32 protein-coding genes and 1 riboswitch are annotated in these 26072 nt (G+C 37.2%); of the genes, 15 read left to right on the forward strand and 17 right to left on the reverse strand.

Going from position 1 to position 26072, the window contains the following annotated elements; genetic code table 11:
- Positions 1 to 167 precede the first annotated feature (167 nt).
- The gene (locus tag MKY30_RS22900) at positions 168 to 920 is read left to right on the forward strand and encodes a DeoR/GlpR family DNA-binding transcription regulator (RefSeq protein WP_147211594.1); all 753 of its coding nucleotides are present in this window, start codon (positions 168 to 170) and stop codon (positions 918 to 920) included.
- A 209-nt stretch (positions 921 to 1129) separates the two neighbouring features.
- Here MKY30_RS22900 and MKY30_RS22905 read toward each other — a convergent pair whose 3' ends face one another.
- Both MKY30_RS22905 and MKY30_RS22910 read right to left on the reverse strand, forming a co-directional pair.
- A complete protein-coding gene (locus MKY30_RS22905) occupies positions 1130 to 1711 on the reverse strand; it encodes an ECF transporter S component (protein ID WP_147211595.1) in 582 nt (193 codons plus the stop codon).
- Positions 1712 to 1874: 163 nt separating this feature from the next.
- A riboswitch (FMN riboswitch) is annotated at positions 1875 to 1998 on the reverse strand.
- A 91-nt stretch (positions 1999 to 2089) separates the two neighbouring features.
- Positions 2090 to 3154: a M20/M25/M40 family metallo-hydrolase gene (locus MKY30_RS22910; protein ID WP_341085475.1), complete on the reverse strand. Its 1065-nt coding sequence runs from the start codon at positions 3152 to 3154 to the stop codon at positions 2090 to 2092.
- A 185-nt stretch (positions 3155 to 3339) separates the two neighbouring features.
- Here MKY30_RS22910 and MKY30_RS22915 point away from each other — a divergent pair, with 185 nt between their 5' ends.
- From MKY30_RS22915 to MKY30_RS22935, 5 genes are all read left to right on the forward strand, one after another.
- Positions 3340 to 3894: a thioredoxin family protein gene (locus tag MKY30_RS22915; RefSeq protein WP_147211597.1), complete on the forward strand. Its 555-nt coding sequence runs from the start codon at positions 3340 to 3342 to the stop codon at positions 3892 to 3894.
- A 133-nt stretch (positions 3895 to 4027) separates the two neighbouring features.
- Positions 4028 to 5026: a potassium channel family protein gene (locus MKY30_RS22920; RefSeq protein ID WP_147211598.1), complete on the forward strand. Its 999-nt coding sequence runs from the start codon at positions 4028 to 4030 to the stop codon at positions 5024 to 5026.
- 195 nt (positions 5027 to 5221) lie between these two features.
- Positions 5222 to 5590, forward strand: a complete 369-nt coding sequence (gene yugI / locus MKY30_RS22925) for a S1 domain-containing post-transcriptional regulator GSP13 (RefSeq protein ID WP_147211599.1) — start codon at positions 5222 to 5224, stop codon at positions 5588 to 5590.
- A 297-nt stretch (positions 5591 to 5887) separates the two neighbouring features.
- Positions 5888 to 7234 carry a glucose-6-phosphate isomerase gene (locus MKY30_RS22930; RefSeq protein WP_147211600.1) on the forward strand — a complete coding sequence of 449 codons (1347 nt, stop codon included), beginning with the start codon at positions 5888 to 5890 and terminating at the stop codon, positions 7232 to 7234.
- A 339-nt stretch (positions 7235 to 7573) separates the two neighbouring features.
- Entirely contained in the window at positions 7574 to 8761 is a 1188-nt protein-coding gene (locus MKY30_RS22935; protein ID WP_147211601.1) for a MalY/PatB family protein, read from the forward strand.
- 102 nt (positions 8762 to 8863) lie between these two features.
- On the opposite strand, the gene MKY30_RS22940 is transcribed toward MKY30_RS22935, so the two are convergent.
- From MKY30_RS22940 to MKY30_RS22950, 3 genes are all read right to left on the reverse strand, one after another.
- Positions 8864 to 9472 carry a superoxide dismutase family protein gene (locus MKY30_RS22940; RefSeq protein WP_246145193.1) on the reverse strand — a complete coding sequence of 203 codons (609 nt, stop codon included), beginning with the start codon at positions 9470 to 9472 and terminating at the stop codon, positions 8864 to 8866.
- A 72-nt stretch (positions 9473 to 9544) separates the two neighbouring features.
- Positions 9545 to 9769, reverse strand: coding sequence for a hypothetical protein (locus MKY30_RS22945; protein WP_307725852.1), 225 nt, complete (start codon positions 9767 to 9769; stop codon positions 9545 to 9547).
- Between the two features lie 118 nt (positions 9770 to 9887).
- Entirely contained in the window at positions 9888 to 10151 is a 264-nt protein-coding gene (locus MKY30_RS22950; protein ID WP_147211602.1) for a phosphocarrier protein HPr, read from the reverse strand.
- Between the two features lie 206 nt (positions 10152 to 10357).
- Between MKY30_RS22950 and deoD the strand changes: the two genes are divergently transcribed.
- Positions 10358 to 11065: a purine-nucleoside phosphorylase gene (deoD, locus tag MKY30_RS22955; RefSeq protein ID WP_147211603.1), complete on the forward strand. Its 708-nt coding sequence runs from the start codon at positions 10358 to 10360 to the stop codon at positions 11063 to 11065.
- A gap of 141 nt (positions 11066 to 11206) precedes the next feature.
- Positions 11207 to 11686, forward strand: a complete 480-nt coding sequence (locus MKY30_RS22960; RefSeq protein ID WP_147211604.1) for a divergent PAP2 family protein — start codon at positions 11207 to 11209, stop codon at positions 11684 to 11686.
- Positions 11687 to 11744: 58 nt separating this feature from the next.
- On the opposite strand, the gene MKY30_RS22965 is transcribed toward MKY30_RS22960, so the two are convergent.
- Together MKY30_RS22965 and MKY30_RS22970 are read right to left on the reverse strand one after the other, a co-directional pair.
- Complete coding sequence (locus MKY30_RS22965; protein ID WP_147211605.1) at positions 11745 to 12056, reverse strand: YuiB family protein; 312 nt, start codon at positions 12054 to 12056, stop codon at positions 11745 to 11747.
- Positions 12057 to 12450: 394 nt separating this feature from the next.
- A complete protein-coding gene (locus MKY30_RS22970; protein WP_147211606.1) occupies positions 12451 to 13659 on the reverse strand; it encodes an NAD(P)/FAD-dependent oxidoreductase in 1209 nt (402 codons plus the stop codon).
- Between the two features lie 310 nt (positions 13660 to 13969).
- On the opposite strand from MKY30_RS22970, the gene MKY30_RS22975 reads away from it, so the two are divergent.
- Complete coding sequence (locus MKY30_RS22975; protein ID WP_147211607.1) at positions 13970 to 14953, forward strand: NAD(P)/FAD-dependent oxidoreductase; 984 nt, start codon at positions 13970 to 13972, stop codon at positions 14951 to 14953.
- Positions 14954 to 15176: 223 nt separating this feature from the next.
- Here MKY30_RS22975 and MKY30_RS22980 read toward each other — a convergent pair whose 3' ends face one another.
- The 3 genes from MKY30_RS22980 to MKY30_RS22990 form a co-directional block, all read right to left on the reverse strand.
- Positions 15177 to 15533: a HesB/IscA family protein gene (locus tag MKY30_RS22980; RefSeq protein ID WP_147211608.1), complete on the reverse strand. Its 357-nt coding sequence runs from the start codon at positions 15531 to 15533 to the stop codon at positions 15177 to 15179.
- Positions 15534 to 15610: 77 nt separating this feature from the next.
- Entirely contained in the window at positions 15611 to 16465 is an 855-nt protein-coding gene (gene dapF / locus MKY30_RS22985) for a diaminopimelate epimerase (protein WP_147211609.1), read from the reverse strand.
- A gap of 20 nt (positions 16466 to 16485) precedes the next feature.
- Positions 16486 to 16812, reverse strand: coding sequence for a YuzD family protein (locus tag MKY30_RS22990; RefSeq protein ID WP_147211610.1), 327 nt, complete (start codon positions 16810 to 16812; stop codon positions 16486 to 16488).
- Positions 16813 to 16988: 176 nt separating this feature from the next.
- Here MKY30_RS22990 and MKY30_RS22995 point away from each other — a divergent pair, with 176 nt between their 5' ends.
- Positions 16989 to 17213: a NifU family protein gene (locus MKY30_RS22995; RefSeq protein WP_040979025.1), complete on the forward strand. Its 225-nt coding sequence runs from the start codon at positions 16989 to 16991 to the stop codon at positions 17211 to 17213.
- Between the two features lie 68 nt (positions 17214 to 17281).
- Here the strand turns inward: MKY30_RS22995 and MKY30_RS23000 are convergent, their stop codons facing one another.
- Both MKY30_RS23000 and MKY30_RS23005 read right to left on the reverse strand, forming a co-directional pair.
- Complete coding sequence (locus MKY30_RS23000; RefSeq protein WP_147211611.1) at positions 17282 to 18247, reverse strand: 2-hydroxyacid dehydrogenase; 966 nt, start codon at positions 18245 to 18247, stop codon at positions 17282 to 17284.
- Between the two features lie 60 nt (positions 18248 to 18307).
- Complete coding sequence (locus MKY30_RS23005; protein WP_341085480.1) at positions 18308 to 19273, reverse strand: hypothetical protein; 966 nt, start codon at positions 19271 to 19273, stop codon at positions 18308 to 18310.
- An 86-nt stretch (positions 19274 to 19359) separates the two neighbouring features.
- Between MKY30_RS23005 and MKY30_RS23010 the strand changes: the two genes are divergently transcribed.
- Positions 19360 to 19878: a phosphatidylglycerophosphatase A family protein gene (locus MKY30_RS23010; protein ID WP_147211613.1), complete on the forward strand. Its 519-nt coding sequence runs from the start codon at positions 19360 to 19362 to the stop codon at positions 19876 to 19878.
- 52 nt (positions 19879 to 19930) lie between these two features.
- Here MKY30_RS23010 and MKY30_RS23015 read toward each other — a convergent pair whose 3' ends face one another.
- The 3 genes from MKY30_RS23015 to MKY30_RS23025 form a co-directional block, all read right to left on the reverse strand.
- The gene (locus MKY30_RS23015) at positions 19931 to 20698 is read right to left on the reverse strand and encodes a TIGR01457 family HAD-type hydrolase (RefSeq protein WP_147211614.1); all 768 of its coding nucleotides are present in this window, start codon (positions 20696 to 20698) and stop codon (positions 19931 to 19933) included.
- A 61-nt stretch (positions 20699 to 20759) separates the two neighbouring features.
- Positions 20760 to 21395 carry a helix-turn-helix transcriptional regulator gene (locus MKY30_RS23020; RefSeq protein WP_341085484.1) on the reverse strand — a complete coding sequence of 212 codons (636 nt, stop codon included), beginning with the start codon at positions 21393 to 21395 and terminating at the stop codon, positions 20760 to 20762.
- Positions 21396 to 21425: 30 nt separating this feature from the next.
- Positions 21426 to 21863: a HepT-like ribonuclease domain-containing protein gene (locus MKY30_RS23025; RefSeq protein WP_156988562.1), complete on the reverse strand. Its 438-nt coding sequence runs from the start codon at positions 21861 to 21863 to the stop codon at positions 21426 to 21428.
- 161 nt (positions 21864 to 22024) lie between these two features.
- Between MKY30_RS23025 and MKY30_RS23030 the strand changes: the two genes are divergently transcribed.
- Both MKY30_RS23030 and MKY30_RS23035 read left to right on the forward strand, forming a co-directional pair.
- Complete coding sequence (locus MKY30_RS23030) at positions 22025 to 23455, forward strand: amidase (RefSeq protein ID WP_147211617.1); 1431 nt, start codon at positions 22025 to 22027, stop codon at positions 23453 to 23455.
- 62 nt (positions 23456 to 23517) lie between these two features.
- The gene (locus MKY30_RS23035; protein WP_147211618.1) at positions 23518 to 23763 is read left to right on the forward strand and encodes a hypothetical protein; all 246 of its coding nucleotides are present in this window, start codon (positions 23518 to 23520) and stop codon (positions 23761 to 23763) included.
- A 75-nt stretch (positions 23764 to 23838) separates the two neighbouring features.
- On the opposite strand, the gene MKY30_RS23040 is transcribed toward MKY30_RS23035, so the two are convergent.
- Complete coding sequence (locus MKY30_RS23040; RefSeq protein WP_077602125.1) at positions 23839 to 24114, reverse strand: YutD family protein; 276 nt, start codon at positions 24112 to 24114, stop codon at positions 23839 to 23841.
- Positions 24115 to 24318: 204 nt separating this feature from the next.
- Between MKY30_RS23040 and MKY30_RS23045 the strand changes: the two genes are divergently transcribed.
- Both MKY30_RS23045 and MKY30_RS23050 read left to right on the forward strand, forming a co-directional pair.
- Positions 24319 to 24864, forward strand: a complete 546-nt coding sequence (locus MKY30_RS23045) for a YhcN/YlaJ family sporulation lipoprotein (protein WP_341085486.1) — start codon at positions 24319 to 24321, stop codon at positions 24862 to 24864.
- Positions 24865 to 24932: 68 nt separating this feature from the next.
- A complete protein-coding gene (locus MKY30_RS23050) occupies positions 24933 to 25880 on the forward strand; it encodes a M23 family metallopeptidase (protein WP_341085673.1) in 948 nt (315 codons plus the stop codon).
- 82 nt (positions 25881 to 25962) lie between these two features.
- On the opposite strand, the gene MKY30_RS23055 is transcribed toward MKY30_RS23050, so the two are convergent.
- Entirely contained in the window at positions 25963 to 26064 is a 102-nt protein-coding gene (locus tag MKY30_RS23055; protein WP_147211620.1) for a methionine/alanine import family NSS transporter small subunit, read from the reverse strand.
- Positions 26065 to 26072 lie beyond the last annotated feature (8 nt).

Genomic DNA, 26072 nt, shown 5'->3' on the forward strand with positions numbered 1-26072 from the left:
TCACTTATATTGGCCTATCTTTCTATCCAAAAGACAGAGTAACGAACGTCTTTATAATTTCCACAGTCATTAATAGTACTTCTTTATTTATTATGATATAATTATTTTTATAAATAACCCGATATAAACAATCTAATTCAATTAAATACAATAAAAAGGTGATAAATATGCTAAAAAAAGAACGTCATATCTACATATTAGATAAGGTTCAATCCGAGGGAAGAGCATTGGTTTCTGAATTAACGAAGGAACTGAAGGTAAAGGAAGACACTATTCGAAAGGATATGCAGGAGCTGTCGGCAAAAGGATTAATTAAAAGGGTTCATGGCGGGGCATTAAGCATTGTCAATGACAAGGTAGACTTTAACACGAGAATTGATCAAAATGCTAAAGTTAAGGAAGAATTAGTCAAACTCGCTGTTCCCATTCTGGAAAAAGCGGATGTACTTTTTATTGATGGCGGCACCACTAACTTAAAGCTGGCTGAGAAGCTGCCCCAGTCTTATAAAGGGAGAGTATTAACGAATAGCCCTTCAGTGGCTTTTGCCCTAAGCAACCACCCTCATGTACAAATCTATGTTATTGGTGGTGAATTCAATAAGAATTCACACGTTAATACAGGTTCCTTTGCTATTAAAGAAATTGAGAGGATTCACGTAGAATTATGTGTACTTGGTATTTCATCAATTGATTCCAATCTTGGAATTACAGTTCCTCTTTTTGAAGAGTCCCTGCTAAAAAGTCAGTTAATTAAACAAAGTTCTCAAATACTTAGTGTGGTGACCAAAGAAAAGTTAGAAAAAGTCTCTACTTTCTTTGTCGAAAAAAGTAATGCTTTAGATTATCTAGTAACAGAGAAATCTGTACCGGCTAATATCATTGATGCATACAAGCAAAATGGGATAGAAGTCTTGCAATAACATATCCCTTTTAATCTCATGGATAGCTAACTATAGTAAGTCATACCTTTCACCTGATTTCTCAATATAGCACTATTCGTTTGTTTATTTTTCATGCACCAAAATAATTTACTCTCTTTTTATGCACTTTTAAATTAACAATAAGAAAGAGGCCGGAATTTTGATCCGGCCTCTTTCTTATTGTACTCCTTAGTTCTTTTTATATTGTATTATATAAACCTCGTCCGCTGCTGCTGAATCCAGCTCTGCAGCTTATTGAACAATGGGATAAACAAAATTCCGATAAAAATTCCTTTAATTATATTAAATGGCAGCACGCCACCAATAACTGCAATCCATTTCATTTGTTCAGACATTTCCCAGCCCATAAACCAGCCATAAGCAGGTAAAATTAGATAATAATTGAGTACACTCATTCCGACTGCCATAATAACAGTACCTGTTGCCAATCCGCTGACAAGACCTTTTAAACCCTTTATCCGATGATAAATAAGTGAAACCGGTAAAACAATCATTAATCCGGCAACAAAGTTGGATAAAACACCAATTGGCTCTCCAGATCCCGAAACAGCCAAATATAACAAGTTCTTAAATCCAACGACAAGCACTCCTGCCATTGGTGAAAAGATCAAAGATGCAATTAATGCAGGTACATCACTGAAATCCACTTTTAAATAAGGTGTTGGTAAAAACGGAAGTGGAAAATTTAGAAAAAATAAAACAAGAGAGATAGTACTTAATAATGCGATAATAATTAACTTTAGCAGCTGATTTCTTTTCTTCTTTTGCATCAGCTTACCTCCTTCATCATTTTTCCGATTCCAACTCGTGATGAAGGTACGATGCTATTTTTAGCCTGTAAGCAATTAAAAAACCCTAAAGCATAAGGGCTTTAGGGTTTGAGTCATCGCTAAATAAATACACACAAAACATGCGTATGGTTAAAAACAAGCTCGACATCTTCTCCCATCCAGACTATTACTGTCGGTTCTGGAATTACACCAGATCAACTGCATCAACGTACAGCTCGCGGACTATTTCCGCCGGTCGGGAATTACACCCTGCCCCGAAGATTGGAATCGAATATTTAATTACTTTCAGTATACCATAGCATATTCATTTGACAAGAGAAAAGTTTTTAATTCAAAGTAATTTCATATTTCCTTATATCAAACATCATCATGCAATGGATTTAAATCTTCCTTCCCTGTCAGGTTTTCAAGCATCGTTACTAATAATTCAATTTCCTTATCAATATCCTTCTTGCTTACTGTTTCTACTGGTGAATGCATATATCTAAGCGGTAGAGACACTAATGCCACCGGTACTCCTTTCCCTGTGTATCGCATTTTATCGGCATCGGTTCTTGTAGCATCCGGTGTTAATTCATATTGTAAAGGAATTGATTTGTCTTTTGCTGCTTTTTCCAGCCAACGATTGATTTTGTGGTGAATTGGTGCTCCTTTTGCTAAAACAGGGCCGCCTTCTAAATGAACCTCAGCCAGCTTTTTCGGATCAACATTTGGATAATCTGTTGCAAAGGTAACATCAACAGCAATTGCAAAATCGGGCTTTATTCCAGCCGCGGCAAAGTAAGCTCCCCCCATATTTGTCTCTTCGTTCACCGTACTTGCACCGTAAACGCCAATCGACAAATCTTTTCCAGACAGCTTGCGAATTACTTCTGCTACAATGAATGCTCCGGTACGATTATCCAGCCCTCTGGCGGAAATATACCGATCCTGTAATATTTCCGGCTCTGTTTTTAACACACAGAGATCCCCAATCTGAACCTTTTTAAGTGCCTCTGCTTTTGACTGAAATCCACAATCCATATAGAGGTCCTGCACACCGATATCACCTTTGATACCTCCATGATGCTGTGCGTTGACACCGATGACCCCTGTAAGTGTTTCCTGATATCCCAACACTGTCACCCTCATGCCAATAGCTGCTTTCAGATTAATTCCACCCAATTTTTCAAAAAATATAAAACCACGTTCATCAATACGCTGAATAATGAATCCGATTTCATCACAATGACCTGCTAAAAGAACTTTAAATGGTGCATCTGGATTAACCACTGCAATCACGTTCCCAACATGATCTGTCCTAATTTCATCGGCATACTCCTTGACATAATTAATCCATTTCTTTTGTATTTCCATTTCCATACTTGATGGAGATGGCGTATGAAGTAAGTCCATTAAAACATCATATTTTGTATCTGCCATGTTATAGCCTCCTATAAATGCTTGTCCAAAAGGACGATGAAAAATTCAAACCGCCATTTTCATTGTACCTTCTAAACATTCCCTATAAATTCTTCCCTATCCTTCTTTACAAGGTAACTTTGGTTTACCAATTCTGCAGAAGAAGGTAAACTAACTATATCAAATAATTGAAATGAGGGATATAGATGTCATTAAATGAATGGTATGAAAAAGGGCTTGATCCAGATGAATACATCGAAGCAATGAACGTAAACAAAGAGGATTTATTGCACATTTATGATAACTTTTCATTACCTGCAGATGAAGCTTTTTTTGAAGAAATCAGAAGCAAGAACTTAAGAGCAATTATTCTTACAGAAGATTGGTGTGGTGACGCGATGTTAAACATGCCGATTCTTCTTAAAATTTCAGAGGCTGCCAATATGCCTGTCAAGGCTTTGCTTCGGGATGATAATCTTGAATTAATGGATCAGTATTTAACAAATGGAACAGCCAGATCTATCCCTATTATCATCTTTATTAATACAGAGGGAAAGGGAGTCGGAAAATGGGGACCAAGAGCCCCAAAAATTCAAGCGTATATAGACGAAGCACGCGCCCAGCTTCCACCAAAGGATGCCAGTGATTTTGAAGAAAAGCAAAAACAAGTGCACCGGTTTATTTCAAAATCCTATCGCGATAATCAGGATAACTGGTCTATCGTTTATGAAAGCATCAAAGAAACTTTAAAAACAATATAATTTTTAAAAACCATCGATTTCAAAGTATAAATCGATGGCTTTTTAAATTATGTATATTTATAGTTTCGGTTTTAATGAATAACATTCCTTTCTATCTGCGTATACTAACGAAAATAGATAGGAGGATTCCTTAATGAATGAGCGTTTTCTAAAACTTCTTTACTATCGCATTCCTAATATACTGAAACTGCTGCTTCTTGTTATAATTTCATTGTCGCTCTTCGGGTATCTTATTTATTTAATCGAACCACAGCGTTTTCCTACATTGTTAGACGGAATATGGTGGGCACTTATTACAGGAGCGACTGTCGGTTATGGAGATTATGTTCCTGTGACCTTGCCAGGCCGGCTGATTGCAGCATGCTTAGTTTTAACTGGCGGCGGATTAATTGCGTTTTATATCGCCTCCATATCCACTACAGCTATAAAGCGTGAAAAAAATTCACAGGAAGGCAAGCTTGCTTTTCATGGTACAAACCATTATATATTTGTCGGTTTTAATGAACAGACCCGGCAGCTTATTGACTTAATCATTCACCATTACTCAGATAAAAAAATTGTTATCATTGATCAGACTTTAACCAATCTTGCTTATACAAAGCTGCCAGTGCATTATATTAAAGGAAATGCAGCAGAGGATACCACTCTCCATATGGCCAACATTAAAGCAGCTTCCTGTATATTTGTTGCTGCCGATAACCAAAAATCCGATTATGAATCAGATACTCATGCTATCCTGACTACCATCGCTATCCGTGGGAATAATCGGGATATACCTGTTATCTTAGAAATTCTAACAAAGAAACAAATTGATAATGCCGCCCGTGCAGGTGCAACAACAATTATTCGATCAAATGATTTTATGAGCAGTCTGTTTTTCCATGAATTAGACCCGGAGATACAGGCAACACCTTTTGAAGATATTTATCATCTTCTTATCCAGCATAAATTTATTCACCAGCCTGTTCCTGATTCACTTATTGGAAAAACTTATTTAGAAGCGGTAACTCCCTTCCTGGAAAAAGGATTCCTTATAATCGGTGTGCTTCGTGAAAAAGAATATATCCTTCATCCAAAAACTACTTTTATCCTTCACGAAAAAGATACACTTATTAATCTTGCCAACCGGTAACGTTAAGTTGGATATTTCCTATACTTTATGATAAAGTAGTATATTGTTGAAAAAAGCACGTGTTCAAAAGATGCAGAAAAAGATTCCCATTTTTATTTACTAGCTTTATAGCTGGTATAAAAAGCTGCCTTTTCTTTTTCCATCCACTTTGGATAACTTAAAACAGAATTGAAAAAGATATAGGAGATGTTCAATATGGCTACAAACGTAGAAGTAGGTCAAGTACTAGAAGGAAAAGTAACAGGCATTCAGCCTTATGGTGCATTCGTTGCAATTGATGGTGACACACAAGGGTTAGTTCATATTTCTGAAATCATGCATGGATATGTAAAGGATATTAACGAACACTTAAGTGTCGGCGATACTGTTAACGTAAAAGTCATTCAAATCGATGAAGGAAAAGGAAAAATTTCTTTATCTATCCGCGCTACAGAAGAAGCGCCAAAAGAAACTGCTAAACAAGATAATACAGTAAAAAACTACGATTCCAGCAATGAATCAAGCGGTTTTAACATTCTTAAAGATAAACTGCAGGACTGGATTGACCAGACGCAAAATAAATAAGCTGACAATGATCACCAAAAACAGGTGCCTGAATTTTCTTCAGGTACCTGTTTTTTAATGAAGTATACCTCTGTTCAGATTATCTTTTTTCAGATGCACCAAAATGTTTTTATAAAGACTCTCTCAAACTATTTTTTCTCTTTTAATTTAAGGGATTTCTGCTATTATCAACATCATTTTTCAGCACTTTATTTCCGGTTTAAATGAAAGCCTTTCAGGTCGTTACCCTTGATTTCATCACATTAATAGATTAAAGTAGAGTCATATATGGAATCAATTTTAAAGGGGGAACTCTAAATGACACATGTAACTTTTAAATATGATAAAGCACTTTCGTTTTTCGACAAAGAAGAAATTAAAAACCTTTCTCCATTTGTATTACGTGCACACCAAATGATTCATGAAAAAATTGGAGCCGGTAATGACTTCTTAGGCTGGGTTGACCTTCCTAAAAGCTATGATCAGGAAGAATATGCACGTATCAAGAAAAGTGCAGAAAAAATCAAAAATGACTCTGACGTTCTTCTTGTAATTGGTATCGGCGGTTCTTATCTTGGAGCCAAAGCAGCTTTAGAAATGCTGAACCATTCGTTCCAAAACCTTCTTCCTGCTGAAGAAAGAAAAGCACCCCAGGTAATTTTTGTAGGTCATCATTTAAGCTCTACTTATATGAGTGAGCTGACTGACGTACTAAAGGATAAGGATTTCTCTATTAACGTTATTTCTAAAAGTGGTACAACAACAGAACCGGCAATTGCTTTCCGTATCTTTAAAAAGCTTTTGGAAGAAAAATATGGTGAAGAAGAGGCTAAAAAGCGTATCTATGCAACTACTGACCGTCAAAAAGGCGCTCTAAAAACAACAGCTGATGAAAACGGTTATGAAACATTCGTTATTCCAGATGATGTTGGCGGACGTTATTCTGTATTAACAGCAGTAGGCTTATTGCCAATTGCGGCAAGCAATATTGATATCGACGCAATTATGAAAGGCGCCCAAGCCGCAATGGATGACTTATCGGTGCCTGACATAAATAGGAACCCTGCTTATCAATATGCAGCCGTACGTAATATTTTTTATCAAAAAGGAAAAGTAACAGAATTACTCATCAATTATGAACCTGCCCTTCAATACTTCTCTGAATGGTGGAAACAGTTATTTGGCGAAAGTGAAGGAAAAAATCAAAAAGGGATTTATCCATCATCAGCAAACTTCTCAACTGATTTGCACTCTCTTGGTCAATATATCCAAGAAGGAAGAAGGAATATTTTCGAAACGATTCTTCATGTAAATGAATCTAAGAAAAATTTAACTGTTGAAGAAGAAGCAAATGACTTAGACGGATTAAATTACTTAGCTGGTAAAAGTATTCATGAGATTAATGATAAAGCATTCCAGGGAACACTATTAGCTCATACAGATGGAGATGTTCCAAACTTAATCATTGAAGTTCCTAAGTTAGATGCTTATACTTTCGGCTATTTAGTATACTTCTTTGAAAAAGCATGTGCTGTCAGCGGCTATCTGCTTGGTGTTAATCCATTTGACCAGCCTGGTGTGGAAGCATATAAGAAAAATATGTTTGCTTTACTTGGCAAACCAGGATTTGAAAACGAAAAAGAAGAACTTGAGAAAAGATTATAATATGAGTGCGTGTTCAAAACAAAACTTCATTTCACGGGGATAACAATCTCTATGAAATGAAGTTTTTTCTATGGAATCCTGATTGTTTAACACGGTCATGCGTTAATAAAAAATAAATCTAAATTTTTTTAAATTATTTGGTTTATTCTTTTTAACAACGGGTATTACTATTATTGTAAGGCTTTCTCGTATTCCCCCTGTAGGCAGAGCGTATGACGCTTTGCTTTTTTTTGTCTAAAAACGGGAACTCTAAAGAAGTTTTAGACCAGTTTTCTACCTTTCTAAAGTATCTTTGTTATAATAGAAAAATGATAAGAATGCAAGGAGGCAAATAAAATAATGAGTTTTTTTGAAGAAGTACATGATCGCAAGCAAACAAAATCTATGAAATGGGATATGCTGCAGATGAGATTCCAGTCTGACGATGTTCTACCGATGTGGGTAGCTGATATGGACTTTAAAGCCCCAGAAGCTGTCAATCAGGCACTTATCCAACGCGCAGAGCATGGAATTTATGGATATACAGTAATTGATGAGGATGTTACATCTTCAGTGACCGACTGGTTAAAAAACCGTCATGGGTGGGATATCGAGCCTGAATGGCTTAACTACAGTCCTGGAGTAATTAATACACTTCATATGGCTTTACAAGCCTTTACAGAACCAGGTGATAAGATTATGATTCAAACACCTGTTTATACGCCATTTTACAATATTATAAACGTTTTAGACCGTGAAATTGTGAAGAATCCATTGATTCATCAGGATGATTATTACACAATTGATTTTGAAGATATGGAAAATAAATTAGCAAGTGGTGTAAAAGCTTTTATTTTATGCTCTCCGCATAATCCGGTTGGCCGCGTCTGGACTGAAAAAGAGCTGCGTAAAATGGCAGAGCTATGCCTGCAATATGATGCAATGATTTTTTCTGATGAAATTCATGCGGATTTAGTTTTTCAAGGACATAAACATCTGCCAATTGCGAGCCTGTCAACAGAAATTGCCGATAAAACAATTACTTGCATGGCACCATCTAAAACATTTAATTTAGCTGGTCTGCAGGCTTCTTATGCGATTACGCCGAATAAGGAAAACAAGGAAAAATTAACAAATGCCTTTCTTCGTCAGGGATTCAATAACTCCTTAAATGGAATGGCCGTAACAGCAATGGAAGCTGCGTACCGTCATGGACAACCCTGGTTAGAAGAACTGCTGGAAGTTATCCAGAGTCATACTGAATATATCAAGGAAATGTTTGCTGCGGATGCTCCTGAATTAAAAGTGACAAAATCAGAAGGAACATATCTTGTCTGGGTGGATTGCTCCGAATTAAATATGGACAAAAAAGAATTAAACCGATTCATGATTGATAAAGGACGTGTAGGCTTAAATCCTGGTCAGGACTATGGCGTAGAAGGGGACGCATTTATGCGTATCAATGTCGCATGTCCACGGGCAACTATCGAAGAAGGCGTTAAGCGGATTATCCATGCTGTAGAAGTTTGGAGAGAATCTAATAATTAAACCTATAAATAGAAAGAAGCTGCATTTCGAATGCAGCTTCTTTCTATTTATTCCATTATAATTGCCTCAAATTTTCGTTAGCACATGAAGTAGCCGGAGGAATTACCCATTTTCTTCATTTTCCTGTTTATCATTACTCTCTGTCGGGTCTGTAGGTGCTTCTTCTCTATCTCCGCTTTGAGAATCATTTTTAATAGCCCCGCAAATAATACGGTCACCTGAATCCCCAGCCGGCTGACTCATTCCATCATCCACTCCATCATGAATAATTAAAGAAGTACCATCATTAGTAATCAAGCTATTTTTACCTTTTTTCAACGTTGCTTCAGCAATTACCAATTCTTCTTTAACGTTCCCGTCTTCATCCGCTTCAATGTTGGGAAGGTCTCCGAGATGAGGCCCATCCGTCCGTAAAAGACCATGTTCTTTACCGTCAGGATTAAAATGGTTACCGCTTGAAGAAAAATCGGGACCCTCACATTTTCCATACTCGTGAACATGGATAGCGTGGAACCCTGGATTTAATCCTTCAACTTCAACTGTTACAGCTACTCCTCCATCCGTTTCATTTAACCTGGCTGTTCCTACTCGGTCTCCATCTGCATTATACATTTCTACCATTTCTGAGTTTGCGTGCGGCAGCAAACACCCTGATAAAAGAAATAGCATTGCGAAAGCCATCAACATAATCCATTTATTCCGTATGCTCATTGATAAACTCCTTTGCTTTTTCCATAGTTTGAGCAAAGAAGCGATTTTTTATGTAAAAAAACTCCTCAAATCCTATTGATTAGAGGAGGAATTTGTTACATTATTATTTTCGTTGTTCTGTGCCTGATTTAAAGCATCCTGGTATTCCTGCTCAAAATTTTCCTGATCTCTCTTCGATTTTTTCATCATCCAACGCATAAAAAATACTGCTAAGATCAAAAAAAGAATCAGTGTTATTACAGCAGGAATATACTCCGTTTTATCTTCCGGAAAATAAAGAAATGGCATCATAATCATAAAGAATTCACAACCTTCCTGAAACAATTATAACAAATGCTTAAGGCATGAAAATCGTTCGATGTATAACGTATAAAAGCGCCCTGATGCCAGAGCGCTTTTATACATTTGTTAAAAATTATTCGCCTAAATGTTCTTTGATAACGTCAGCGATACCTTTTAAAGCATCAGCTTCATCTTTTCCGTCTGCGCTTACTTCAATTTCAGCACCTTTAGGAATTCCTAAAGACATAACGCCCATAATTGATTTCAGGTTAACGTTTTTGCCTTTGTAGCTAACTTCAATTTCAGAATCAAATTGACCAGCTTTGTTTACCAGCAAAGTAGCCGGGCGTGCGTGTACTCCGGTTTCCGCAGTAATTTTAAACGTTTGTGACTTCATTATATACAACATCCTTTCAATTTGAAAATCTCTGTCGTTTATGTACCTGTTATTCACCTCACATAAACCTATGTTATATTATATACAAAAATCACGAAATATGAAATACATATCTACTTTTTTTATGAAAATGTATTCATTTGTTTTTCAAAAACCTTTATGATACCTTTATCATAAGGACAAAATGAATAATGGAGGTTTACAAAATGAGTGTACATATTGGAGCAAAGCAGGGAGAAATTGCAGATAAAATATTATTGCCGGGAGATCCGTTACGTGCTAAATATATCGCTGAAAATTATTTAGAGGATGCAAAGCTTTACAATGAAGTCAGAGGTATGTACGGTTATACCGGGACCTACAAAGGAGAACGTGTTTCTGTACAGGGAACCGGCATGGGAGTGCCTTCTATCTCCATCTATGTGAATGAGCTTATTCAAAGCTATGATGTCAAAAAACTCATCCGCGTAGGTACATGCGGAGCAATCCAAAAAGATGTTAAGGTTCGCGATGTTATCTTAGCTCAGGCTGCTACTACAGATTCACAAATGAATCAGCTTATCTTTAACGGAATTGATTATGCTCCTATTTCTGATTTTAAATTATTAAAAAATGCTTATGAAGCCGGTACAGAAAAAGGATTGCAGCTACGCGTCGGAAATGTATTTACAAGCGATACCTTCTATCGTGATAATGCCAAAGAAGTTAATGAATTGCTTGCCAAATACCAAGTACTTGCTATTGAAATGGAATCTACTGCATTATATACTCTGGCAGCTAAATATGGTCGTCAGGCACTATCAATTCTTACGGTTTCTGATCATATCATTACCGGTGAAGAAACAACCGCTGAAGAACGTCAGACAACTTTCCATGAAATGATGGAGATTGCTTTAGATACGGTTATTAAATAAATATTTTACGGGAATATGTATTTTTTAACCTGCAATACCGCATATTCCTGTTGGTTCCTGATCCTTTCTTTTATTATGATACAGACTATGGTAAAATAACAGAAAATTGATGCGTTAGTCAGGAAGGAAGTACCCTCATTCATGACATTATTGACGAATTTCCCATTATGGGCTGCACTGATTGCTATTGTATTTGCGCAAGTTATAAAGATACCTATTAAGCTGATTTTCACAAAGGAATTTCAACCTGGACTTGCTTTCAGTACAGGAGGAATGCCCAGCAGCCACTCTGCAGCAGTTACTTCTTTAGCAACTGCCATCGGTATTGTAGAGGGTGTATCATCAAGTGTATTTGCGCTGGCTTGTATATTTAGTGTGATTACAATGTTTGATGCTTCCGGAGTCCGCAGACAGGCGGGTGAACAGGCCATTGTTATTAATCAGCTGGTTCGCGATTTTCAACTAATAACCTCCAGTGCCAAAGGCTGGAGTAAAAAGAAAGAAAACGAAAAAATACAAGAACTAAAGGAATTACTTGGACACCAGCCAATAGAAGTATTTTTTGGTGCAATTACAGGGATTATTATTGCTTTTTCCCTTGCTCCGCTCTTTTCTTATTAAATAAAGAAAGCCAATACCTAGCGGCACTGGCTTTCTTTATTTTTATGTAATTTATTTTTTAAAACATTTGGTAGCCGCTTTTCCTTAAAAAGCGAATAACAAAGCCCGATACAATTGTACCAATAAAACCAGATAATAAAATCACAATATCAGCAATAGTTAAGCCGACAATTCGATCTCCAAGTGCTGAAAAGGATTCCCCGGTACTTGTAAAATAGCTAATAAAAGAAACATTATCTATAATAAAAATCATTACTATAGGAAATAAACATGCCATCAGCCATGTTTTTCTTAATAACATATTTAAAATAAATGCAATGCCAAAAAATATAACAAAATACAATACAACAGAAACAACAAGTTGAACCATTCTCTTCCCTCCGTCCTTTCTTAGGATGCATACAAGGGACATTTTATCTTAAAACTGCAAAAAAGCAAAGCAGCATCTGCCAAGCTTCGCTTTTTTGTCAATATATTTCTATAAGTGCGTGTTCAAAAAGTCCGATAATTAGGACCAGTCGGCTAAGGTCGCAACGTCCTGGGGTTGCGATTACTCACCCCACCGAGGACATTTGTTGCAAGGCCAACACTAGCACGTCCTATGCGTCGAAAGTTCAAGGCGACGAAGATTTTTCAAACGGATCGTATGCTTTATAATACGTGAGTAACGCTTTTGGTGGGGCGAGTAATCGCAGCCCCATTGAAAAATCTTCGTCAACGCAGAAATTCGCCGTGTCATCTTTTTTGGACTTTTTGAACATCCTCTATAATAAATGAAAATTCCCCTTCTTCAACAGCAAATTCCAACCGCCTAATTTATATAAATAATGATTGTCAGAAATTCGTTTTATTAATACTGCTTTCCAGCCGAATACCTTATGATTCTGTATCGTCGCTACCCCGTCATCCCTTCCTAAGGTTGCAAGCATACCTTGCTTAACCGGCTGACAGGAAGTAAGTTCTTTATTCTTTAGCCTCAAAGAGATATTTCTTGCAACAACAGCTGCCTCCCCTATGGCTTTTTTTGCAGTAGGAAGGATTTCTTCTCCATTTTCATTCGCAGTATATGCACAATCTCCGACAACGAATATCGAATCATCTTTGGTAGACAGCATATTTGAATATACTTCTATTCTTTTATTTTTTAAGTTTAGTCCAGATTTTTCAAATACTGGATTAGCTTGTACTCCGCCGGTCCAAATAAAAGTGTGAGAAGCAATAACATGTTCTTTCCCTTCCACTTCATATATCACCTTGTTATCCTGGCACTCTTTCAGTTTAGCCTGATGGATAATTTCTACTCCTCTGGATTGTAAAGAAGTGATTGCATAATGTGCCAAATCCTCATCAAACTTCTGCAGCAAAGAAGTATTTTCTTCAAGCATATATAGATGCACCAGTGTTTTCTCAACATCATATTCTCTACACATAACCGGGATCTGATTGATAAGCTCCCCGGCAAATTCAACACCAAGAATCCCTCCGCCACCAATCACAATATTTAATTTGCTCTCATCCTTTTTAATATCATTGGCATAGCTGGCAAAATTGTATTCTATATGTTCACGAATAAAACGGGCACTGTTAATATCTGTGATAGAATAAGTATACTCATTCAGTCCTGGAATCCCCTCCGTATTTGGCTCAGGCCCCATTCCAATTACGAGTAAATCATAATGAAGCTTTCTATTTTTAAGCTTAATCTTTTTGGCTTCCCGTTTGATTGAAACAACTTCATCTATTATAAAATTTATTTTTGAACGATTGATGATATCTTTTATTTTTATTTTAGAGCTATCTTGATGCAGAGTACCAGCAGCATTCTCATGTAAACAGCTTGTTTGGAAATGATAGTCATATTTATGCACTAACGTGATTTCGGCTTCATTCTGTCCAAGCTGCTTCTGAAGCTTTACTGCTGTCATTATACCTCCATAACCCGCTCCTAATATTACAATATGCGGTTTATTCATGGTTTTTCACTACTCCTATTAATTAATATAATTCTTACCAAAATATTTTTGTCATATAAATAACTTCATTTTGTAATCAAACTGTAATAATCACTAACTTATCTTAAATGCTCTGATAAAAAATAGCAAGCTTTAAAATCTCTTTTTTATCTATACTTATGAAGAAAAAGTGAAGACATGCAAAGAGTATTAAATTGTCAAAATAAGATATCTTTGAATTATCCTTCCTTTTGAAGCGATTTAATACAAACAAAAACGAGTTTATGATACCATAGGATTGGTAAACGTCTAGAAAGAAAAGAGGTATTTTATGGAGAAAGTTTTTGATGTAACAATCATTGGAGCTGGACCCACTGGCTTATTCACAGCCTTTTACGGCGGCATGCGTCAAGCTAGTGTTAAAATAATTGAAAGCCTGCCTCATATCGGAGGTCAATTGACAGCACTATATCCGGAGAAATATATATATGATGTTGCAGGGTTTCCAAAAGTTCGTGCACAGGAGCTTGTTGACCAATTGGAAGAACAGGCAAAATTATTTGACCCTGAGATTGTACTTGGACAGGCTATTGAGAGTGTTGAACGGTTGGAAGACGACAGCTTTCGTCTCATTTCAAACACTGGAGAAGTTCACCTGACAAAAACAATCATTATTACTGCCGGCAATGGTGCATTTCAGCCTAGAAGATTGAATGTAGGTGATAGTGAAGCGTACGAAGGTAGAAATTTACACTATTATGTGAAGGATATGAATAAATATAAGGATAAGCATGTTGCTATTTTAGGCGGAGGAGATTCAGCAGTAGATTGGGCATTGATGCTGGAAAAAACTGCTGCTAAAGTAACATTAATTCACCGGCGCGATCAATTTCGTGCACATGAACATAGTGTAGAGCAACTAGAGGCATCCACTGTTGAAAAACTCACACCATTTGCACCAGCAGCAATTGTTGCAAATGAAAAGATTGAAAAGCTTATCTTACAGGAGATAAAAGGAGAAGAATTAGTCGAATTAGAAGTAGATGATGTCATCTGTAACTACGGCTTTATTTCCAGCCTTGGACCAATCAAAGACTGGGGTCTGGAAATTGAAAAAAACAGTATTGTCGTTAATTCCAAAATGGAGACTAATATCCCAGGAATATATGCTGCAGGAGATATTTGTACGTATGATGGTAAAGTCAAGCTGATTGCAACTGGATTTGGCGAAGGGCCAACAGCTATTAATAATGCCAAAAATTACATCGATCCAAAAGCTAGGATTCAGCCAAAGCACTCAACAGCAATGTTTTAATAAATATACCGAAGCTATATAATGTTTTGATTAAGAACGTTTGAATGAAGAAGCCTTTTCATTCAAACGTTTTTCTTTTACGGATTGCTGAAAAGGAAGGAAATTGCAGGCAGCTGTCTGCCTTTACCGAGGTGATATGCTGCAGCAAATATAGGGAAAATCTATCTTTTATTGAGGGATTAAAAGAAAGATTGGCAGAATAATTCTGCCAACCTTTTCTCCTTTAACAATCACCGGGCGCTCCGGCATGCTCTGCAGTACGGAAGGAAGAACCGCACCCACAGGATATAATGGCATTCGGATTATCAATACTAAATCCTCCGCCCATCATATTCTCTTTATAATCAATCTTTGTGCCCTTAATAATAGGTATATCCTGATTAAAAAAAACAATTGGAATATCATTAATGGTTTCAACAATATCCAATTCTTCATTAACCTCATCTTCAAAGCCCAATGAATAGGATAGACCGCTGCACCCGCCACCTTTTACGCCAAAGCGTAGAAGTGATTGATCTGGTTCTTCTTTCATCATTTCTTTAATCTGTGCACTTGCACGATCAGTCAGTTCAATGATCATCTTCTGAACCTCCTTTATCCTTGTATATCCCATAAGCTTAGTATACACCTGCACTTGTCAGAATCAAGTAATTCATTCTACGCGTAGAAAATTCCTGATGCAATTGTTTCTGCTCCGCCAGTCATCCAGATATGATCATCTTCTTTCCATTCAATGACCAAATCTCCGCCAGCTAAATGCACAATTACTTTTTTTCCTTTCGTGACTTTATTATTTAATGTCGCAGCCACAACAGCTGCACATGCTCCTGTTCCACACGCTTCCGTAATCCCTGAGCCGCGTTCCCACACACGGAAATGTAATTCCTCGTCAGACACAACTTCAATAAACTCTGCATTGACACCTTCAGGGAACCGTTCATCTTTTTCCATAATTGGGCCAAGCGTTGTCAGCGGCGCTTCATCAATAGCATCAACCATCGTTACAACATGCGGATTTCCCATTGAAACAGCAGTGACATGTAATATTTCATCAGCAATCTGAAACGGCTCATTAATAACTTTTGTCCCTGCTTCTCCAAGCATTGGAATCTGCTCTCTTTGTAAAATAGGCTCCCCCATATCAATAGTAACCTCTTCTACTTCCTTATCTCTATTCACTTTAACAATAGCATGGACAACATTTGCTTTTGTCTGTATGGAAAATTCTTTTGTATTTACAATTCCTGTCTCATAAACATATTTTGCAGTACAGCGCAGCCCATTACCGCAATTCATTCCTTCCGAACCATCCTTATTAAAAATTCGCATTCCTACTTCTGCTTTTTCTGCTGGATGAATCAGGATCATCCCGTCTGAACCAATCCCTGTATTTGGATTTGACATTTTAACAGCTAATTCAGACAGTCGTTCTTCTGGTAAATCTGTATGAAATAGATCAATATAGATATAATTGTTTCCTAATCCATGCATTTTTGTAAAGGGTATTTTCATCCGTTACTCTCCTCTTCTGCTTATCCTTCTTTGATCTCTAACCCAAGCTGATCTAATACTTGATAGATCGGCTTTAAAGTTGGAATACCTTCAGCTACCATTTTATCATTTACCCATATGATAGGATAAAAAAGATCCTCTTCGATTATTTTTTCGACATACGCCTGATGAATAGAATCCGATTGCGGTTGATTTATATCAATATAATTATATTGAACACCGTCAGAAGCATACTTTCTTCCAATGGCGGCCTGGAGCCATTCGTACGTATCTTTGGAGCCCGGCGCGCCAACACAGCTGGCACAGATTTGTTCGCTTCCATAGACTGTTATCGTTATTTCCGGCATCTTTTACACTTCCCTTCAGAGTCATGCTATCTCTTAACATATACCTATATTAATTATTTTACAAAATAAGAGGAAAAAGATAAAATATAATTAACCAGCTAATTGAAAATCATTTTCAAATAGATTTTTTTGTTTAATCGCGTTATAATAGATTTGTAGGAAAGGAGTAGGTTATTGTGGAAGAACAAGTACAAGAAGTATTAAGCAAGCTTCGTCCATTCTTATTACGTGATGGCGGGGATGTAGAATTAGTTGACGTTGATGATGATGGCGTCGTTTTATTACGTCTCATGGGAGCATGCGGCAATTGCCCAAGTTCAACCATTACATTAAAAGCCGGAATTGAACGCGCACTTATGGCAGAGGTTCCTGGTGTAACAGAAATCGAACAGGTTTTTTAATGAATTTAATATAGAACGGAGCGCTCTTTTGCCTTGATAGAGACACTCCGTTTTTTTATTACCTTTATTTACGATACTGGTGTAACAGCAGGCTCCCCTTTGACAACTGCCTGAATATTATCCAGACAGAGCCGAACCATTTTTGTTCTTGTTTCTACACTGGCAGAGCCGATATGCGGGATGCATACTGTATTCTTCAAGCCAACAAGCGGATGATTTGCTCTAATTGGCTCTTCATCAAAAACATCCAGGCCCGCTGCCTGAATTTCCCCAGTTTTAAGCGCCTCTGCTAACGCTTCTTCGTCCACTACTTTTCCGCGCGAAATATTTATAAAAATAGCACTGGATTTCATTTTTTTAAAAACAGCCTGATTAAATAATTTATCGGTTTCTTTAGTGTGTGGCACAACTGTCACAATAAAATCAGAAGTCTCTAAAAGTTCATCGAAGCTGACATACTTTGCATTTAATCGTTCTTCTGCATCTTTTTTCCGGGAACGATTATGGTACTGTATATTCATGTCAAAACCAGTTGCCCGTTTAGCAATAGCTTCTCCAATTCTCCCCATTCCAACAATTCCAAGTGTTTTCCCGTAAATATCGGTGCCTGCAAAGAAAAATGGGGCCCATGACTGCCACTTATCCTGCTTCACCCATTCATCCGCCTCCACGATACGTCTGGCAGTAGCCATAATTAGTGAAAAACCTAAATCTGCAGTTGTTTCCGATAAAACATCAGGAGTGTTCGCAACAACAACTTGATGCTTTTTACATGCTTCCACATCAATATTATCGTAGCCTACAGCCATATTAGCAACTATCTTTAAATGAGGAGCTTTTGATAACAGCTCTTCATCAATAGAATCACTTAACACCGCGAATAAAGCATCTGCATTTGCTATCTCTCTAAAAAGCGTCTCTCTCGGTACAGGCTCCTCTTCTTTTTCCCACATGCAAATCTCTAATTCGTCCTGATAAGCTTGTAAGTATTTTTCATCAATTTTACGGGTAATGTAGACCTTTGGTTTAGACATACTGGTATTCTCCCTCCTGCGAATAAATGATAATTCCTGTTCTAGTTATGATGATACTGCTTACAACCAGCTTATCATAGGAATCCGCCAATCGGAAACATCTACACCCGTCATTTCATAAAATCTTGCCAATCTCCTCTCGTACACTTCCTGATGCTTTATCAATTGCTCTAATCTTTGAAAATCCTGATACTGAAATCCTTCTTCTAAAAAATCATAAAGATGTATCGGAAAGAATAACCTCGCAAATATAAGTCTCCATGCAAACACTGATAATGGCTGATAATTTTGATAATCATTTAAGAATTGATTAATTTCTGTGTCCGGTCGATTATGCAAAAAAGAAAAACGAATATATTCAGCAATGTCCCGAGTTGGATGATCATACACGAGTTCATCTGTCCAGATAATTGATTTCCCGAAAGTACTCCATCTGGAGAAAGCCACTGTTCCCTGATCCGTTTGTAAGATTCGCTGTTCTTTCTCACTTTCCCGTAAATATTGAATAGCATTTTCGCTAATTCCAACAATATATGGTAAAACATCCATTACTTCCGATAAATAGCTGCTTGCTGCCTCTTCCTTTGCCTGCCTGGTCAATTCTTCTTCAAAAAAAGTAAGCTTTTCTTCCCAAAGCTTTCTCCATGTACCATAGCTGGATATAGCTTTAGGCTCATACTGAAAACTGCTGCCAATGCGATGAATATCTCCAAGTTTTTTCCCTGTACTCTCACTTACTGAAGCCTGTGAATAATCTTCTAATACGAGAACCATCCAAAGCCCATTTCCATGATTGGTAAACCATTCCCCGTTGATATTACGAATTGGGTAAGCTACAGAGGACATTCCATTTTCTCTTAAGAAATATGCTAAAGTTGCCTGCTCCATTAATATCATTTCCTTGTTTCCAGCAGGAATGGTAAAATAAATATAATACTCTTTTTGATATCCTTCACGCTCTTCAATGAACTGCTTTCCTTCAACCTGGATTGCATATTGACTTCGGAGCATTTCTGACATAGGCATCAACAAACTCCTCCTTATCGTATATATTAAATATATGAAGGAAATGACTATACAATCATATTAAATCGAAAAAGGTGTGTTTTAGAATGACGAAATATACAAGTAAAACAAAATTGGAAGTAAGAGCAAGACAATTGCTAAAAGAACGTGGTGTAAAAATAGATGATATTGCCGAATTGGTATACTATCTGCAGTCAAAATATCATACAGATTTAACAATGGATAAATGCCGTTTTAACGTGAATCGTGTTTTGACCAAAAGAGAAGTTCAAAATGCTGTTATAACGGGTATTGAATTAGACATGCTGGCAGAGAAGAAATTATTAAGCGAGCCGCTTCAGGAAACAATTCAAATTGATGAAGGGTTATATGGAATAGATGAAGTAATTGCCTTATCTATTGTTAATGTATACGGGTCCATTGGCTTAACTAATTTTGGTTATATTGATAAACAGAAGCCCGGTATTTTAGAAAAACTAAATGATAAAAGCAGTGGCGAAATTCATACATTCTTAGATGACATCGTTGGTGCTATCGCTGCAGCAGCATCCAGCCGTCTCGCTCATGGAGATGCAGAGAACGAGCATGAGGAACTGGACGGATAAAAAAAGAAAAGCATTCATATTCTGTTTTATATAGAATATGAATGCTTTTGTATTACTCAAAAGTCCATTCTGATAAATTTTCAATTATATAGGTCGGTTGTTCCTCAAAAGCCACCAATTCTTCCTTAGAGGTAACTCCTGTATGAACAAATAGAGTATCCACACCTGCATTAAATCCTGATTGGATATCCGTTTGATAATTGTCCCCCACCATTAAAACATCCTCTTTCGGAAAACCAAGCACATCTAGTGCCTCTTTCATAATAATTGTATCCGGTTTTCCAATAAAAACCGGATTTTGCTGTGTACTGGTTTGCACCAATGCTGTAAAAGCGCCATTACCAGGTCCCATTCCCGCTTCAGTCGGAATGGCATGATCCCGGTTGGTGGAAATAAACTGTGCACCTTTTCTGATAGCAATACATGCTGTCGCAAGCTTATTATAATTAATATCTCTGTCTAACCCTACAACAACAGCATCCACATCTGTACTGTCTGTCAATTGGATACCATGTTCCTTTATCGGCTCCTTCAAACCACTTTGTCCAATACAGTAGCATGTTTTTACAGACTGGTCCTGTAAATATTTTGCAGTAGCCATACTGCTTGTAACAACCTGATTATGATCTGCCTTAATCCCTAATCTGTTTAACTTTTCAGCCACTTCCTGGGTACTTTTAGTAGAATTATTCGTTACAAACACATAGGGAATATTTCTGTCTGCTAATTGCTGAACAAATGGAACAGCTTCGGGAATGACCTCATTCCCTCTATACATTGTTCCATCTAAATCAATAAGATATCCTTTATAGTTTTTCACGTTATTACCTCTCTATCTCTATTCCGCCATTGAAATTTATAATACCATGCTGTCTAATCAATCACTCTGAGGTTGCAGCAATTCTCCATTGACAGCATTTCTCCCCGTCAACAAGCAATGATTTTGTCTTTATTTCCTGATTCGGAAATAAAGCTTCGTACATTTCTTTTTCATGCTGGCACATGACCGGATAATCCTTTGCCACTTCTAAAAAGGGACAATGAAAATTATTTAAATGAAATCCACCCTGTCCCTTATTCTCCACTTGAAACATATAACCGCTTTTGTTCTGCAGATCCTTCAAAGCAGCTATTTTCTCTTCAGTAGTCGAATACTTATCTAAATACTTCTTTAATTGTTCTTTTTCCTTGGTTGATTGTTTTTTAAGAAGATCACTGATAAGCTGGTTTCCCTGTAATTCTTCTAAGTCATGAAGCAAATCTAAGGAGAGTTCTTTATAGCGATTGGGAAAACATACCTGGCTCTGTTCTGTCAGGCTATATGTGTGATAGGGCCGCCCAATCTCTTTTTTATGCTGCTGTATTTCAATAAACCCCTCTTGTACAAGCGTATGGAGCTGTTTCCTGACAGCTGTCTCAGAAATAGCAAAGTTCTCCATAATGGCATCCATTGTTAACGTGCCCTGTTCCTTCAGCACCCGGATAATCTTATCCTTTGTCGAGATACGTTTTCCCATCCGCTTAAGCCCCCTTTTTAAGCATGCTTGTTACTTATTAGTAAAAGCATTTGCAACGCCTAATTCATTCTGCAGATATTTATCAATCCAATCTGAAAAGTGCATGAATATATTTAAATTCTCTTTGAAAAACTGTTCTAAGCTTTTATGATCGATTGTCTGGTAATCATGTACTAAAGGTTTCCGCCAGAGAATGAGCGCTTTATAAGCTCCCTCTTCCTCCACAGGAATAACTTTTTCATCCACTAAAATATCAATAATATCCTCATAACTGCCGGGATCTCTCATAATAAATCCGTCTATCATCATATTCCCGACGTCCAGCGTTCCTTCAATAAAAATATGCGCCATACGCTCTAATGCCAGATAATCTATTTTGCTTTTATAGGAATGATTTCTCAATGTATCTAAAATGTCAGTCATAAATATCAGTGTGCGCCTAATTTTTTCTTGATCTACAAAATACATTATTGATACCTCCAAAAACGTCTATACTATTATCATATCATAATTACCAGAGTAATTTCACCGGACTTTCATTGAAAATAAAGAAGACAAACGAATTTTATCCTTCTTTTTCAAAAACATGGTATAGTAAGTCTAATAAGAATTAAGGGGACGTATGCACATTGGAAAAGCTACAAATTTTAAAAATGGATGCAAGCAGTATTGCAACGGCAATAAAAAAGAAACAAATTACCTCAGTAGAAGCTGTGACAGTTTTTATAGAACGAATTAAAGAAATTAATCCTTCTATCAACGCTGTTGTGGAAGACCGTTTTTCTGAAGCGCTGCAAGAAGCACATGAAGCAGATGAGCAGCTTCAAAACAATAAATCTGTAGGCAGATTACATGGCGTACCAATCAGTATCAAGGAATGCCTCCATGTGAAAGGGATGAAGACAACAGGAGGCTTAGAGCATCGCCAGGATCTTATTTACCAGGAGGATGCCGAAGTTGTAGATCAATTAAAGCAGGAGGGAGCCATTATTCTTGGAAAAACCAATACACCTGCACTTTGCTTTTGTCAAGAGACAGATAATAAACTATATGGCAGAACGAATAACCCTTGGGATCCAACTAAAACTGCCGGCGGATCAAGTGGTGGAGAAGGTGCACTGCTGGCTGCTGGCGGCGCAGCAGTTGGTATTGGTTCTGATGTTGGCGGGTCCATTCGTTTTCCAGCGCATTTTAATGGTGTTATCGGCTTCAAGCCAGGCAACGCTACCGTATCCGTCGAAGGACATTTCCCAGCGGTTCAGCATGACCTGCAAAAACGTATGCTTACTGTGGGGCCAATGGGAAAGTCCGTTCAGGATATGCAGCTTATCTACGAAATTTTATCTCATTCGCCTGTAAAGCCGCAAACTTTGCGTGAATTTAAAATAGAGATATTACCGCTGAATCCCGGCTACCCTCTTTCTACAAAGACAGGACAATTATTAGGACAGCTGGCGAATTTCCTTGAAAAAATTTATAATGTCCAGCAGATTATGCCACCTTATTTTAGAGATAGTGCATTAATCTGGCAGGAAGTGATGTCCATCAATGGAAGTAAATTAGTTGAAAATGAAGCATTTAATAATGACCGCTCCGGCTTACTGCGCTCGTTTTTAAGAGAAAAACTGAACCAGCGCACAAAAGTTCATCCTTATTTATCCTGGGCAATCATGGGAGCTAAAATGTTCAAGCCTTCCCGAAAAAGAATCATGGAAATCACTGATATTCTCCAGCAGGGAGATGAACTGTTAAAGACATATTTAGATAAGCGCCTGCTGATTCTACCTGTTTATTATCAATCTGCGCTGGAGCATGGCCAGGTTTTTAAAGAAATCTTTTCTATCCGGAAAACATATTTGCAATATATGCCGTATACAGCATACGCAAATGTATGGGGACTTCCTTCACTTACTGTGCCTGTTGGTGAAGATGAGAAAAACATGCCGATAGGAGTACAGATAATCAGTGGGACTGGAAATGAAGACGCCATTTTCCGGCTTGGAAAATTACTTACTAAGCGTTTTCGCGGATATAAAATAGCTCCGGTGGAAGAACGGTAATTATTAGTAGGCGTTATTTCCCTCCATCTGTACAAAATGAAATTATAAGGAGGGAAATGAAGATGCCGAAAAAAGATTATCAAGAGCTCTCAACAGTTCAAAAACAGCATGATGCTTTAATTCCAGAGGAGTTTCCAGAAGGATCTTATGGATCAGATATTCGTGAAAATGATTTAGTTTCCGGAAAATCGACAGATTGGGAAGAAGGCCAGCAGCGGACCAGTGCATTTACCTATGCGGATAAAGAACAGCATAAAAAGCTGCAGAGAAGAGCGCCCGGGGCGCATCCATTAGGGAAAGAAGATTAACGTTTATTACGGTATAAAAAAAAGAAGTTCAAGAAGCCTTCTTATTCCATCATAAGAAGATATATTGAACTTCTTTTATTTCTGCACTTTTTTCAAAACAAAATAGGCACAGCCAAAATTGCAATATTCATACATATAATCCTGAAAACAGCTGATTTTAGCATCAATGGGGGCTTTGGCGTGATTATCATGATAAAACCCTTTTAGGCGCAGCTGTTCATAAGCCCAATCTCCGACAATAAAATCATATTTCGATAAAACCTCAGAATAACGTTCCTTGATAGCCTCTGCTTCAAAGCCATTTTTATTTTCTTCAATTAATTCATATGTTTTCCCATTTAATTCAATCATGAGAGGACACCTACATTCCTTTTCAATTATTCTTAGTTTATCACAGAAACAGTTAGAAAAACCAGAAAAAATTACCTGCATGAATTACGCTTCTTTTCTAAAACTAACATATAAAGAAAATCCAAAAAAAACGGCAGCAAAAGAAAATATGTCTGTTCTCTTTGCTCAACCGCGTTCAAAAAATCTTAGAAAGGATAAATGAATATGAACAAAGGAATAGGAATTATCGTATTAACTGTTTTTATGACACTTGCAGGCTGTGCAGCTGACCAAAACAATACAGAATCAGATCCATTAGATCCAAAAAACAGAAGGCCGGAGATGGAATCAAATACTAACTCGCCATCACGTGATCAGCTTGGTTTTGTCCGCTATACACAGGATGAATTTGAGCAGAATAATCAATCCGAACCAAAAGCAATTCATGTTGACAGAAATGAAATGGCTGATATGATTACCCGTATTTTACTACAAAACCCTGATTTTAAAGAAGTGGCGACATTGGTGACGGATGAAGAAGCTTTAATCGCATTTGAAGCATCTAATAATATTTCTAAACAGGAAGCTATTAAAAATGCAGAAAAAACAGCACTATCCATCCTTCCCGGCTACTATACAATTCATGCTTCTGACGACAAAAGCTTAATTCAAAATATTGAAACACTGCATTATTCCGTTATGGAGGATGACAACTTAGATATTGATCCATTGGTTCAGACAATCGTTGATTCCATGAAGAAAGACGACTAAAGAGAAATAAAATATCTATATTTTATAAGGAGGTGATTCATCTGGTTAGAATTCGCAATGTTACACTGATGATGCTTTGTTTCTTTTTTATTTTTCAAACAGCCTCTTTGGTACAAGCAGATCCAGAAAATCAAATATATACAGACAGAATGGCTTTATTTAAAAAAATAGAAACAATTACACAAGTCCCGTGGTACTATTTCGCAGCGATGGACAATTACGAGCGGAATACACTCCCTTCCACTGAAGAAGAAAAAGTTATTTCAATTCAATTCGATGAGACAGAATGGTTTGGTTTAGGAAACGCTGCTAAATCAACGGAACAGGATATTATAAAGCAATTCGGCGGAATTGGTAAGGACGGGAATGACGATAATCAAGCAGATTCTAATGATCCAGAAGACATCCTCTATACGATGGCAAATCACATTTTATCCTATGGCTTACAGGAGGATGATATAAAAATTGCAATTTGGGAGCATTATAAACGTGATTTAACTGTACAGACTATCATGAATACCGCAAAAGTGTTTCAAAAATTTGGTGATATTCATTTAACAAACCGGGCTTTCCCCCTGGATACGAATTATAATTACAGCTACCGAAGTACATGGGGAGACCGCCGTGGATTTGGCGGCTTACGAATTCATGAGGGTACAGATATTTTCGCTTCCTATGGGGTTCCGGTACGCTCAACAACGTATGGGGTTGTTGAAATGATGGGCTGGAACTTATATGGAGGCTGGCGTATCGGAATTCGTGACATTTATAATATTTATCATTACTATGCACATATGAGCGGATTTGACGAAGAGATAAAAGTTGGTCAGGTCGTGCAGCCTGGCGATATACTGGGCAGTGTCGGATCGACAGGTTACGGCCCGCCGGGGACATCCGGTAAATTTCCTCCGCATCTTCATTACGGCATGTATAAAGATAATGGGTACAGTGAATTTTCATTTGATCCCTATCCTTTTATTTCGAAATGGGAACGTATGGAGAAAAATAACAATTAAATTTGTATTGGCAATATGGTGTGTATCCCATTTTTAACGGAGTACACACCATATTTTAAATACAATAATAATTTTATAAAGCTTATCCTTTACCTTTTTGAACTGCATTCCAAATACTGGCTGCTAACCCTCCCCATATAATAACGATACCGATAATCATTACAATAATTGCTGAAGCACTCATAAGCATGT

The sequence above is a fragment of the Oceanobacillus sp. FSL W8-0428 genome (assembly GCF_038004405.1).
Taxonomy (GTDB): domain Bacteria; phylum Bacillota; class Bacilli; order Bacillales; family Amphibacillaceae; genus Oceanobacillus; species Oceanobacillus sojae.